Origin of the sequence: Bacillus sp. 1735sda2 (genome assembly GCF_024159245.1) — a bacterium.
In the GTDB taxonomy this organism is placed as follows: domain Bacteria; phylum Bacillota; class Bacilli; order Bacillales; family Bacillaceae; genus Bacillus; species Bacillus pumilus_O.
Window position 1 is genome coordinate 648,567 of the sequence record NZ_JAMYWZ010000001.1, and the last position, 13,096, is coordinate 661,662.

The 13,096-nt window shown below is 38.5% G+C and carries 12 protein-coding genes, 1 riboswitch and 1 other annotated feature; of the genes, 6 read left to right on the forward strand and 6 right to left on the reverse strand.

From position 1 onward, the window contains the following. Nucleotides 1-2: 2 nt before the first annotated feature. The 3 genes from NKR21_RS03355 to NKR21_RS03365 form a co-directional block, all read right to left on the reverse strand. Entirely contained in the window at nt 3-1,082 is a 1,080-nt protein-coding gene (locus NKR21_RS03355; RefSeq protein WP_144456769.1) for a helix-turn-helix domain-containing protein, read from the reverse strand. Next, nucleotides 1,083-2,744, reverse strand: a complete 1,662-nt coding sequence (locus tag NKR21_RS03360) for a 2-isopropylmalate synthase (protein WP_012009125.1) — start codon at nt 2,742-2,744, stop codon at nt 1,083-1,085. 56 nt (nt 2,745-2,800) lie between these two features. Continuing rightward, nucleotides 2,801-3,065: a binding site (T-box leader), on the reverse strand. Nucleotides 3,066-3,307: 242 nt separating this feature from the next. After that, nucleotides 3,308-4,195: a helix-turn-helix domain-containing protein gene (locus NKR21_RS03365; RefSeq protein ID WP_144456767.1), complete on the reverse strand. Its 888-nt coding sequence runs from the start codon at nt 4,193-4,195 to the stop codon at nt 3,308-3,310. 209 nt (nt 4,196-4,404) lie between these two features. Here NKR21_RS03365 and NKR21_RS03370 point away from each other — a divergent pair, with 209 nt between their 5' ends. Then, nucleotides 4,405-5,277: an AraC family transcriptional regulator gene (locus NKR21_RS03370; protein ID WP_144456765.1), complete on the forward strand. Its 873-nt coding sequence runs from the start codon at nt 4,405-4,407 to the stop codon at nt 5,275-5,277. Between the two features lie 13 nt (nt 5,278-5,290). Next, nucleotides 5,291-5,866 (forward strand): GNAT family N-acetyltransferase, encoded by a 576-nt coding sequence (locus NKR21_RS03375; protein ID WP_144456763.1) that lies wholly within the window; start codon nt 5,291-5,293, stop codon nt 5,864-5,866. A 139-nt stretch (nt 5,867-6,005) separates the two neighbouring features. On the opposite strand, the gene NKR21_RS03380 is transcribed toward NKR21_RS03375, so the two are convergent. Together NKR21_RS03380 and NKR21_RS03385 are read right to left on the reverse strand one after the other, a co-directional pair. Further along, complete coding sequence (locus tag NKR21_RS03380) at nt 6,006-6,572, reverse strand: GNAT family N-acetyltransferase (protein WP_119124498.1); 567 nt, start codon at nt 6,570-6,572, stop codon at nt 6,006-6,008. A gap of 4 nt (nt 6,573-6,576) precedes the next feature. Further along, nucleotides 6,577-6,762: a Fe3+ hydroxamate ABC transporter substrate-binding protein gene (locus NKR21_RS03385; RefSeq protein WP_119124499.1), complete on the reverse strand. Its 186-nt coding sequence runs from the start codon at nt 6,760-6,762 to the stop codon at nt 6,577-6,579. A 179-nt stretch (nt 6,763-6,941) separates the two neighbouring features. Here NKR21_RS03385 and NKR21_RS03390 point away from each other — a divergent pair, with 179 nt between their 5' ends. Together NKR21_RS03390 and NKR21_RS03395 are read left to right on the forward strand one after the other, a co-directional pair. Further along, the gene (locus tag NKR21_RS03390; RefSeq protein WP_144456761.1) at nt 6,942-7,487 is read left to right on the forward strand and encodes a sigma-70 family RNA polymerase sigma factor; all 546 of its coding nucleotides are present in this window, start codon (nt 6,942-6,944) and stop codon (nt 7,485-7,487) included. Beyond that, entirely contained in the window at nt 7,456-8,904 is a 1,449-nt protein-coding gene (locus NKR21_RS03395; RefSeq protein ID WP_144456759.1) for a DUF4179 domain-containing protein, read from the forward strand. Before NKR21_RS03390 ends, NKR21_RS03395 begins: the two co-directional genes overlap by 32 nt. A 221-nt stretch (nt 8,905-9,125) precedes the next feature. Here the strand turns inward: NKR21_RS03395 and NKR21_RS03400 are convergent, their stop codons facing one another. Beyond that, nucleotides 9,126-10,313 (reverse strand): MFS transporter, encoded by a 1,188-nt coding sequence (locus NKR21_RS03400; RefSeq protein WP_144456755.1) that lies wholly within the window; start codon nt 10,311-10,313, stop codon nt 9,126-9,128. A gap of 100 nt (nt 10,314-10,413) precedes the next feature. Between NKR21_RS03400 and NKR21_RS03405 the strand changes: the two genes are divergently transcribed. Together NKR21_RS03405 and NKR21_RS03410 are read left to right on the forward strand one after the other, a co-directional pair. Further along, on the forward strand, nt 10,414-11,310 hold the full coding sequence (locus NKR21_RS03405) for a LysR family transcriptional regulator (protein ID WP_012009134.1): 897 nt from the start codon (nt 10,414-10,416) through the stop codon (nt 11,308-11,310). Nucleotides 11,311-11,425: 115 nt separating this feature from the next. After that, nucleotides 11,426-11,527: riboswitch (purine riboswitch) on the forward strand. Nucleotides 11,528-11,671: 144 nt separating this feature from the next. After that, nucleotides 11,672-12,997 carry an NCS2 family permease gene (locus NKR21_RS03410; protein WP_003214014.1) on the forward strand — a complete coding sequence of 442 codons (1,326 nt, stop codon included), beginning with the start codon at nt 11,672-11,674 and terminating at the stop codon, nt 12,995-12,997. Nucleotides 12,998-13,096 lie beyond the last annotated feature (99 nt).

The following is a 13,096-nucleotide window of genomic DNA, read 5'->3' on the forward strand; positions in this document are numbered from 1 at the left end:
TATTAGTATTGATTTGAAGTTTGCTCGACTTTATTATTTAAACGATATTGATGTGGTGTTAGGTGATACTTTTTCTTAAATAAACGAATGAAATGCTCTACATTTTGATAACCAACGGTTGTCGCAATATGATCTACTTGCAAATTGCTTCCAGTGAGCATTTCACACGCTTTTTCTAATCTTATTTCTTGTCGAATCTCACTAAATGATTTGCCAAGTTTACGAGCTATATATTTAGACAGATAAGATGGTGAAAGGTTAAATTCCTCTGCTAGCTCCTGGATTGTTATATGCTCACAACATTGCTGAATATATTGGAGCATTTGAATCATACGTATATCACGATATTGTTTGACCTGATTTACGTTCATATGACTTGGTTTGAATCTTAATAAGAGACATAATAATATCTCAAACAAATTATTCATAATCAACTGGTATCCAGGAAATCGATTATAATTTTCTGTAAACAGTTGAAGAGAGCAGTCTACCAAATTTTTATCCAAGTGACTATGGAAAATAAGAATATGTTTATTTTCTTTTATATATAATGCATTCAAAAAGAATTCTGAAATGACATGATTGCCTTTTAACATTTTAAAAAACACTTTTTGAAAAGTACTTTTACGGATCATGATTTGGATTGCGATTGTATTCTCCATTACAATTGGCTTGTGTAGGGTGTTAGGTGGAATAAAGGCGATATCTCCTGATTTTAAAGCCATTTTTTTATCTTCCACTTCTACATACATTTCATTTTCCAGAACATAGATCATCTCAAAGAAATCATGGATAGCCGACAATTGAGGCATAAAACGGCTATACTTTCTCACTTCGATATCTTTCTCCTGACCTAACCACATGGTATCCTCTTTTTCAAATTCATTCTGCCCTTTTAGCAAAAATTCTTCTATATATATTTGCTTATGCATGAAAGTGTTTTGATCATAATCCTTCAAAAATAATTGCAATGATTGATTGTCATGCTTTTTCTGTTGGTATTGTTGATAAAAGATTTCTTGCTCGTTGTATTCTCTTAAATATTGCATCGCTTCATGTTTTTCAAGTTTATCTTTTTCCATCTACATCCAAACCTCTAGCCTATTTACTGCAACCACAAGGGCTTTCACTGTTGCTTCTATAATATCTTTATCAATCCCAGCACCCCAATGCATTTTTCCTTGATGTGAAATTCCAATCTGTGCACAGGCTTTTGCTTGAGAATCCTTGCCCAAAGAATTCTGTTCATAGACTTCCAAATCATACTCGAGATGAAAATATGCTTTTAACGCATTACTGATCGCATCTAAACTTCCAGTGCCAGTTCCTTGTATGTCAATTTGTTGATGATCTCTCAGCAAAGTTAAGGTGACTTCCTGCTTTTCTCCTTTATGAAATTGATAATCAAGCAGCTGGAAATGAGGGTGAAAATCAACATACTGCTTTTCAAAAACATGATATATTTCTTCGACAGACAATTCCCTATTTGACTGATCAGATACTTTCTTCGCTTCATATCCCATGGCTTCATTCATTTGATAAGGAAGTTGAATGCCATAATTTGTTTCTAGTATATAACCTATGCCGCCTTTTCCAGACTGGCTATTGATTCGAATCACATCCGTTTGATAATTCCTCCCCAAGTCAACTGGATCTACTGGGATATACGGAACGTCCCATTTATCAACATGATGTTCCTTTCTATATTTCATACCTTTAGATATCGCATCTTGATGTGACCCAGAAAATGCGGTGAATACCATCTCGCCAGAATATGGCTGTCTCTCATGAACAGTAATGTTGGTTAGTTTTTCATATTGTTTACGAATCGCTTCTAGGTTATTGAAATTCAATTTTGGATCATAACCTTGTGAGTACATATTCATCGCCAAGGTGATCAAGTCTACGTTCCCTGTACGTTCACCGATACCGAATAATGTACCTTCGACTCTTTCTGCGCCAGCTAGCACGCCAAATTCTGCATCACTCACCCCAGAACCGCGGTCATTATGAGGATGAACAGATAATGTCACACTGTCTCGGTAAGACAGATTTTTGTGTATATACTCAATCTGACTTGCAAAGATATGAGGCATTGAATATTCAACTGTTGTCGGAATATTGATGATCGCTTTATGATTTGGTGTCGGTTTCCAAATATCTAAAACACTGTTACAAATATCTAAAGCATAATCAACTTCTGTTCCTGGAAAGCTTTCAGGACTATATTGAAAATAAATATCGCTTTCTGTTTTTTCGGCAAGTTCCTTGACTAAAATAGCTCCATCCATTGCCATTTGTTTCACTTCATCTTTTGTTTTCTTAAATACTTGTCTGCGCTGCGCTTCTGAAGTCGAATTATATAAATGAACAATCGCTTTCGGTACCCCCTTAATGGCTTCGAAGGTCCGGCGGATAATATGCTCTCTCGCTTGCGTGATCACCATAATCGTGACATCGTCTGGAATCATATGATGATCAATCAGTGTCCGTAATAGCCTAAACTCCGTATCAGAAGCAGCTGGAAATGCGATTTCAATTTCTTTAAAACCGATCTCTACTAGTAATTGGAACATTTCCAATTTTTCTTCTAAGTTCATAGGAATAGGTAATGCTTGATTTCCATCCCGTAAGTCCACACTGCACCATATCGGAGCACTTTCTAATGTTTCGTTCTTCACCCAATCATAAGTAAGGTTCGGTGGCAAAAAGTATTTCTTTTCGTATTTTTTGTGGTTAAACATCATCCATTCCTCCTGTAATTGGAATATAAAAAAAGCCTATCATCTCCAAGATTGAACTTGGAGACGAAAGACTTCTTCTTACGCGGTACCACCCCTGTTTCATGATAACTTTACATTATCATGCCCTTATTCGGATACAGATTGTTATATCTTATATCCTTCCCATATAACGGTGGGGCGCCGACCTTAACTACATCAATCCTTTTCATTTCACTAAGGCTACTCTAAGGTGAGTTCCTTGCCTTTTTGTTATTGCTTCTCATCAACCAGCAACTTTCTGAAAACATTTAGGCAAGTACTATTCCTTATCATCGCATTCTCATTTTTCTGATTTTTTCTATTATACCAAGATGACAAAAAAGAGGTAGTGGTAGGGATGTCTTTTTCAATTGATTTTTTTTGTCCTATGGGTGCTTATCTTCATTTTACTTCTGTTTTAATGTGGTATCCTCCTCACCAAATAAAAATCCAAGGCCACAAATAAAGGTGAGTGAATTCAAAGCGAACAATAAAATCGCGCCCATTTTTTTCATATCAATTAACCTCCTCTTAAATTCAGTCTGCTAGCCTTCAAAATTTAAATTCACTGGTTCATCCTCTAAATGATCCACAGTATTTTGTTCTGTCACTGGCACACTTTCATCTACAATTTTAAAACTAAGTTCGTCCATCCAAATGTGACCTGGACCTTGTAGTAATATGCCAAACGCAATGACTTCACTTTTTACTGGAACATCTAGTACGACACTAAAATGATTCCATCCATTTGTTCCTGTAATAGGACGGTTCATCATGTTGTCAAACGCAAGAATTTCACCTGAAGAGTGGTCAATTCTCATCCATAAACCAGCTGAGCCTTGCACATCTTCGCTTTTAACAAAAGAAGAAAATTGAAGCCGTTCTCCTCGGTAACGATCAGATTTAATTTGCTGCATCAATGTTGCGAAACCTCCAGCTTTTTTATCATTTGATTTTAAATAAGCGGAGTTAGTCCCACTGTGTACAATTCTGTTATCCAAACCTGTTTCATAGTCAGATGGGGTATCCCCCGTCATAATCCATCCAGTAGGTGTGTTCTGATGATCTGCCATATTTGTTTCCTCCTCATTAATTACATTCCTTAATAATTTCCGATAACGTGCGGGTGACATGTCATATATCTTCTTAAAGGCTCTAGTAAAGGATTCCTGTGAACTAAATCGATACTGCAATGCGATGTCAATCGCCCGTTGGTCTGTATGAATTAAATCCTTCGCCGCTTGGGTCATCCGTCGTTCCCGTATATAATCAACCACTGACTTCTTAATCACTTTTTTGAACATACGGTGAAAGTGAAACCTAGAATAACCAGCGTGTTTCGCTAGAGTTTGAAGCGGTAAATCATCTTTCAGATGCTGTTCAATATATTTCAATGTTTCTTGAATCGTTTTCTCATGTTCTTGATAGGACAACCGAGCACCTCCTTGCCTTGTGAGTTTAGTATAGCGGAAATGCTCTTTAGGAAACTTGACTTTTTGTGCTATGTTGCAATATCAAAGAGTAGAGGAAAAGCATTTTAAAAATAAATAAGTGGAAGTCTATTAAAAATCAACAATTAGCACAAATGATCAAAAAAAAGAGGAGGGAAGTAATAAAATAAAAGGTAGAGGGGGGAGAAACAATGGATTACTATGAGAGAATACAGCATTCAATTGAGTTTATTGAGGAGAACCTCCAAAACAATATAAGTATAAAGGAGATTTCCTCGAAATCCTGCTTTTCAGCGTTTCATTTTCAGCGATTGTTTCAAGCCATTACAGGTTTTTCTGTGCAAGAGTATATTAGAAATAGAAGGCTCTCTGAGGCTGCTCGATTATTAAAAGAAACAAAGCAGAATGTCTTACACATAGCGATTGCTTTCCAGTATGGATCTCAAGAAGCGTTTACTCGTGCTTTTGTACAATTCTTTGGAGTGACACCAGGCAGGTTTCGAAAAGAGGGAGTGATGTTAAAGAAACAAAACAAAATGGATTTTTTAGCGTACCAATCTAAGCTAGACAGTGAACTCAATATGAATAAACCTGTTATCACTCAATTAGGCAATTTTTATATCATTGGTTACGAGTATCAAACTAATCTTCAAAATGAGGAATATTTCACTGACATTCCTTTGTTTTATATGGATTTTGGAAAAAAGGAGTATTATCAACAGATTCAAAAGAAAATAGCACCTCATATGGCTTATGGTATATCTACTTCTTTTCAAGATGATGGTCATTTTTCGTTTGTGGTAGGGGAAGAAGTGGAGGATTTCGATCTAGAATTAAATGAAGGGTTTGTAAAAATAGTGATTCCTGAGGGGGAATATGCAGAATTTAAAGTGAGTGGATCTCATGAAATGGTGCAAAACACTAGAAGATATATCTATGGTAGCTGGCTTCCAAATTCAAATTATGAAAGAACAAGTGGACCAGATTTTGAAATAACAGATGTCTTACATTCGAATGGCCCGAACGATATCAAAATGAAAATCTATATTCCTATCAAGGAATAAGGGGGATTAAGAGATGCAAATAGAAAGTCTGTTTGGAACTTTTCCTGTAGTTGCGTCAAAGAATATATTGTTAAAAAAGGTGGAAGAGCATCATTTGCCAGAGTTATTTTCAATTTACGACAATGACGCAGTCTTTCAGTATTGTGGAATCATTCCCAAACATAACCTCCAAACGGTAAAAAAGATGATTGGACATTTTGAACGAGATTATACGAAGAAAAGCAGAGTGAAATGGGGAATCTTTCAAAAGAACATGCCCCATACGCTAGTTGGCATCATTGAAATAATGGACCTCAATCAAAAAGTGAATGCGGTGACGATTGGCTATTTCTTGGCAGAGGAACATTGGGGCAAGGGCATCGCAACAGAAGCTGTCTCTACACTTGTGACATTTCTTTTTGAAGAGATTGATATCAATAGAATTCAAGCAGAGGTCATGCCAGCAAATGAAGTATCGAAAAAAGTCCTATTGAAAAATGATTTTATCAAAGAAGGGCTCCTCAGACAAGGTGTTTTATGGTCTGGCAAAGGAGTTGTTGATTTAGAAATATACAGCATGTTGAAGGCGGATTACATACATGGTGAATAAGCTTGATCACGTGATGATGAGGCGTTTAAAATATCAGCTTTTTGTTTTGCCATCAATACAAACTTAAAGTTGATCTATTCTGGTTATAAAAGTACAAACAAAAAAGCGAGTGAGCATCTCGCTTTTTTTGTTTTCCAACCTATTGTGTATTGTAATCCCGCTTCAAAATAGAATACATAAACACATCATCAAACCCATGTTGGCCAAGATCATACTCTCTCAATAAACCCTCTTGTACAAAATCTATCTTCTCCAATAATTGAACAGAGGACGTATTTGCTGGATCAATAATGGCTTCAATCCGGTTTAAGTTCATTTCCTGAAATCCATATCGCAATACCGCAGTAATCGCTTCCTTCATAATGCCTTTTCTCCAATGATCGTGGTGTAATTCATAGCCAATTTCCGTGCGGCAGTGCTGTTTTTCCAAGTTAAGAAATCCACAGCTGCCGATGATCGCAGGATCATCTTTTAAAGAAATGCCCCACCGGATGCCTGTTTGTTCTTTGAAGATATTGTCATACCACTTGATTTCTCCTTTTGTGTCTTCAATGGATTCATGAGCATCAATGCCCATGTAGCGGCACACGGCTTCATTGGATAAATAGGTATGCATATCCTCAGCATCTTCGATCGTTGCTTGTTTTAAGATTAGTCTTTCGGTATGAATTGTTGGAAATGTTTGTGGAAAGTTGATTTTTTTCATTTGATTATCCTCCATGCGATGTCTTTTGTTCTGTACATGCCTGACAATAAAAAACCCCTTCATTCCTCAGCCAAGCCTTCACCTCTGTCATTCCTTTTCTCTTTGGATAGACCAACTTAACGTACACTTCTTCGTTTCCTTCTATTTTTTTCTGACAGCTAGCACACGTGGGTTCTTCGAATCGAAACAATCGACATACCCCTTTTTGTAGATATTTCTTCCATTATATCAAATATCCAACTTGTTCTTTCGACTCTATTCTTCACTTTCTCTATTTTTATCCGACATATGCTAAGTAAAAGAAATTTCCGTTTGTTGAAACCGTTTGAGAGAAAGCTTGCTCTAACAGGTGTAGGAGGTGTGGATGAGATGAAGCAAGTGCGTCTAATTAAAAAAGCACAAAGAGGGAATGTCCCGGCATTTGAGACATTAATGCTGATGTATCAAGAGCGTTTATATAAAACGGCTTTTCTCTATACAAGAAATAAAGAGGATTCGTTAGATGCTGTTCAGGAGACGGTCATTAAAGCATTTAAACATTTATCTGGATTAAAAGAACCGGCTTATTTTTCTACATGGCTGACTAGGATTTTGATTCATACGATTTTTGCGATGAAGAAAAAGCAGCAAAATGTTGTCCCGCTTGAACAGCAGCACGAAAGCGTTGAGCGGAATGATTTTTTGGAAGACAAATTAGATTTAAAACATGCTCTTGATGTGTTAGATGAGCAATATCAGGTTGTGATTCAGCTATTTTATTTTCAAGATTATTCGATTTCGATGATTTCTCAGCAGATGGGTATGCCTGAAGGAACGGTCAAAACTCATTTGTATCGCGCAAGAAAGCTATTAAAGCAAACATTGGAAAAGGAGGAGAGTGTCGATGGAACGAAAAGAAATGAAAAAGCTTTATGATGAGATTGAAGTACCAATGGTAGAAGTAACTTCTGCGGTTCGCCAAGCAATAGGAGATGTGAAAGCGGAAAAGAAAAGACTTTTGTTCACATGGAATTGGAGAACGCCAATATATTCTGTCATCATACTAATCGTTCTTTATTTTTCATCAGGCTTCCTTTTTCCTTCTCTTAATACAGCGATGGCACGCGTCCCGATTATTGGACAGTTTTATATGATGTTTCACGATAAAGTAGGAATGTCTCTTTTTCAGAGTGAGTTGGTGAAACATGTCAATGAGGGGGCTGAATCAAGAGGGGTTACTGTGAAAGTAAACAGTGTGTATTATGATGCAGGGCGGCTTGTTTATACGTTTACTGTGGAGAATTTGAATACAAAGGAAGATTCTGTACCATTCATAGTCAACAACTTCGATCATAAAAATGAAACTTTCCAACCGAGTTACGACAATCAGGGATTGAAAAAAATGAAAGATGGCCGCTATGTTGGGCAGACGGAAGTCTATACAAATGGACAAACGATCAAACAAGGTCAACAAGTCCCGCTTGTTATTTCGAAGATTGGGGATATTGTAGGGAATTGGCGCTTCAAGTTACCTGTGGTCAAGCAAAAAACCACCTTACTAGCGGGACAAAAAGACGTGTCTATTTTAAATGGACGTTATCAAATAAGAAATGTAAAGGTAGAAAATGGAGTGAATGGCTCTGCTATTCAATATGCCATTGATTACAATGGTTTTGCCAAAGATGATAAAGTTAGTATACATGGGATGAAAGATAATTTAGGAAATGAGTATGAGCTTGAGATTGGAACTGTTTTAAGGAAAAAACAACTGACTTCTGATAAAAATAGAAAAGAACATTTGACGATTTTGAATCAGCCGATCAATCCAAAGGCGACCGAATTGACATTTGACACATCTGTGGATATCGAACGAGAATACAGCCACATCATTCCTCTCAAGACAAAGCTGCCTGTTCAGTTCAAAACAAAACACCATGGCATCGGAATCAAAATCAATAAGATAGAGCAAAAAGACCGTTCTGTGATTGTTGATTATCAATTTACTGGAGTAGATCAAAAAGAATTAGATCAGGATGTGATGGAGAATATAGGTGAATTCATTGGATTAGGCGATATTGAAAAGATGAAATCATGGCCCGATCCACAAGCAGATTATGAAAGCGGATATTACTTGAAGGGGAACCATGCGAAGGTGACGAATGTAAAGACAGCTTCTATGCAATCCATCTTTGAATTTGATGATAAGAATCTAGAGACTTTATCATTAAACCATTTTTCTTTTAAAGATTATGGGCTTTATCTTGATTTGTCAGAACTAAATATGTTGGCACCACACAAAGAAATAAAGGTCACCATTCCAGTCAAAAAAGAAACGTCAAAAGCTAGTCAATAAATAAGAGAGCGAACATGATTATACATGTTCGCTTCAGCGTGTAGACAAACCCTCGCATTCGTTGTCAGTCCTGCGTGCTGGTGCTCACGAATGTCAAATTCGCTCCGCGCCAGTACTCGTCCTTCCTAGACTTCAAAGGTTTTCTATCACGCTGAAAAGAAGACAAAGTGCTAAAATCAAGATCATTTTAGCACTTTGTCAACAATCTGGAGCGAACATGATTATACATGTTCGCTTTTTGTCTGTTGTTCCACCAGTCGATGACGATTGAACGAATACCGAATCAACATGAATGCCACAAAACTAGCTAAACCGCCAATCCAGCTTAAGTTCGTGACATTTGTATACTGAATAATCACGCCGCCCATTGATGATCCGAGCATCATGCCGATATTCATAATCGCTGTATTAAAACTCAGCACGGTTTCTGATGCTTGAGGTTTTAGAGAAATAAGATAAAACTGCTTCGCTGGCGTTGTCGTCCATGTTGCGATGCCCCATATGGCTAGTGTGATCAAGACGCTAATTGTAGAAAATTGTGTAAAAAATAGGGTGAATAGAGTGACCATCTGGATCATGATGCTGATAGAGATGGTTCGGTTTGGCCCCCATTGATCAACGGCGAAGCCGCCAAATCGTGAACCTATAAAAGCAGCGATTCCTAAAATGAGTAAGGCGATACTTGTCATTTCAAGAGAGAAGCCAGCGGTCTGTCGTAATAAAGGCGAGATATAGGCGAATACCATTGTGTAGCCTAAGATCCAAAAGACGGTTGTGGCTAATCCGCTGATCACTCTGCTATCTTGAAGGAGATGTAATTGCTGCTTCAATGGCAGATGTGAATGTCCCTCCATGCGTGGCAGTAATTGATAAAGCAGGAATAAAAGACAAGCAGTACCTAGTGCAATGATGAGAAAAATATAGTGCCAATCCACATGACCTGATAAAAATGTGCCAATCGGGACACCAAGTACGAGTGAAACGGTAAATCCAGTAATGACCGTTGCCATCGCACTGCCCTTTTTTTCTGGAGGGGCGATCTGTGCTGCATAATTCGTGGCGACGACAATATATAAGCCGCCACTCATCGCCATGATGACTCGGGATAGCAGGAGCAGCATAAAGTGATGGCTAAAAAAGGCGACCACATTGCCTAAAATAAACATAAAAATCGCCGATAACAGGACCTTTTTTCGGTTCAATTTCGATGTTGCCATCACTAAAAAGAGGGCACCTACTGCATAAAAGAGAGAGTAAACGGTAATAAGCTGCCCGGCAGCAGGAATGGAGATGTTTAAATCAACGGAAATAATATCTAGAATGCCTGACACAACGAATTCTGACGTGCCTGTGACGAATGAACCGACAGCTAAAAGAATAATCAATAGCTGATGTGATGTATTTTTCATTTTGAACCCTTCCTTCAGTTTGATACGTTGTCTTTAGTTTAAATTCCGTGCTAACATAAGTAAAATTGATGTTTTTCATGAAGGAGATGAGTGAATACTCATGAGCTTTGTTCGCTTTGATATTGTTGCAAAAGTGGTCGAGCTTGGCAGTTTTACCGCAGCAGCTGAAGCTTTAAATATGACGCAGTCCGCGGTCAGTCATGCGGTGGCGAGTTTAGAAACGGAGTGGGATGTGTCTTTATTCATTCGTGATCGAAAAAAGGGCATTATGCTAACGGACATTGGTCAAACGCTTCTCCCGCATATTAGAGAAGTGTTAAATAGATTGGAGAAAATCCAGCAAGAAATTGCGTTAACGAAAAATATCGAAACGGGCTTGATTCGAATCGGAACATTTGCCAGTGCATCAGCTTGTTTATTGCCTAAGCTGCTTGTGAGCTATCAGAAAAAACATCCGAAAATCGAATTTAAATTCTATGAGGGAACGTATGAAGAAATATTGGAGTGGCTGGACTCTGGCATCATTGATGTTGGTTTTGTTGTGAAAGGCTATGCAGATGAAGCTTTTGACTTGCTGCCGCTGATCAAAGATGAGATGGTGGTCGCCTATCATCCAAATCATCGCTTTCACCAGCAGTCCATTGTAGATATCACAGATTTGGCGGATGAACCATTTATTATGCCGACTGGCATGTATCAATCACATGTAGAGGATATTTTTGCTGAGGCTCAATTGAAGCCAGCTACTTTATTTGAAGTACACGATTGTACGACTATTGCTCGTATGGTTGGGGAAGGACTTGGTGTCACGATAGGTCCTGAGCTGTTTTTAAAAACGCAGCAGCTTGTGCACATTCGACAGTTGAATGTCTCTCATCACCGCGAGGTTGCGCTTGCCTGTCCGTCTCTCTCCCAAGCTTCTCCAGCAGTGAAAGAGTTTTTCCATGTAGCCGAAGCGGTTTTTGCAAAAGAGAAGGATTTGGAGAAGGGTGTATAAAGAACTAGATGTGATTTTCCAAATTCGTGTAATAAGACGAATGAAGCGGACGTTTCTTTGAAAAATGTTCGCTTTTCGTATTGTGTTTTAAAAATGAAGTTGGTACAATAGACACAGAAATCAAATAGATAGAAGTCGTATAATAGCGGGGATATGGCCCGCAAGTTTCTACCAAGCTACCGTAAATAGCTTGACTACGTCAATTCACACTCGTTTGATATAAATCATGCATTGTTCTTGTTTTATGTCACGGTCTGAATTCACATATGTAGTCAAGCGTCCCAAAAGTGTTGGGGCGTTTTTTATTTGACTTGTGAATGGGGCAGACTAAAGCAAAAGGACATGAAGGGAGTCAGTTGGCTTGAAACAGTTTTTTCAGTTTGATGAATTAGGAACGAATTACCGCAGAGAAATCATCGGTGGTTTAACCACATTTTTGGCGATGGCTTACATTTTGTTTGTCAATCCGATCACACTTGCTTTAGTGTCGGTACCGGATTTTCCAGATAAATTACGAATTGATCAAGGCGCTGTCTTTACAGCGACGGCGCTAGCCTCTGCCGCAGGGTGTATTCTGATGGGGCTAATTGCTAGGTATCCGATTGCGATTGCTCCAGGTATGGGCTTAAATGCCTTTTTCGCCTTCTCGGTTGTTCTTGGCATGGGCATTACATGGGAAGCAGCACTTTCTGGTGTGTTTGTATCAGGATTGATTTTCGTTGCCCTTTCTTTAACAGGTTTCCGTGAAAAAATCATCAATGCTATTCCGGCTGAGCTAAAGCTAGCGGTTGGTGCGGGTATTGGTCTATTCATTACGTTTGTCGGTCTACAAGGATCTGGTATTATCGCTAATAATGATAATACGCTCGTTTCGATTGGAAACATTCATAGTGGTCCTGTCTTATTAACGGTGTTTGGTATCGTGGTGACTGTTATTTTAATGGTTCTGCGAGTGAATGCAGGTGTCTTCATTGGGATGCTTGTGACAGCTATTGCAGGAATGATTGTTGGTCTTGTCCCAGTACCGACGCAAATTGTGGGAAGTATTCCAAGCTTGTCTCCAACCTTCGGTCAAGCCTTGATTCATTTGCCAGACATTTTCTCAATCCAAATGCTTGTCGTGATTTTGACGTTCTTATTCGTTGGGTTCTTTGATACAGCAGGAACGCTTGTGGCTGTTGCAACCCAAGCTGGTCTAATGAAAAATAATGAGCTGCCGCGTGCAGGAAGAGCACTTCTAGCGGATTCATCTTCAATTGTTGTAGGTTCTATTCTTGGAACATCGACGACAACATCTTATGTTGAATCTAGCTCAGGTGTTGCAGCAGGTGCACGTTCTGGATTTGCATCTGTCGTGACAGGTATTTTCTTCTTGCTTGCGATGTTCTTCTCGCCGCTTTTATCCATCGTTACAAAGAATGTGACAGCACCTGCTTTAATCATTGTGGGGGCACTGATGGTCGCTCCGCTTGCGAAGATTGCATGGGATCGTTTTGAAATTGCTGTACCAGCGTTCTTAACGATGATTATGATGCCACTCACATACAGTATTGCAACAGGGATTGCGGTTGGCTTTATTTTCTACCCGATTACGATGATCTTTAAAGGGAAAGCCAAAGAAATACATCCGATTATGTATGGATTGTTTGTGATCTTTATTCTCTACTTTGCTTTCTTAAATCATTAATTGTTGACAAAGGGTTAAAACGATCTTTATTTTAACCCTTTGTCTTCTTTTTTTCAGCGTGATAGAAAACCTTTGCAGTCTAGGAAGGACGAGCACTGA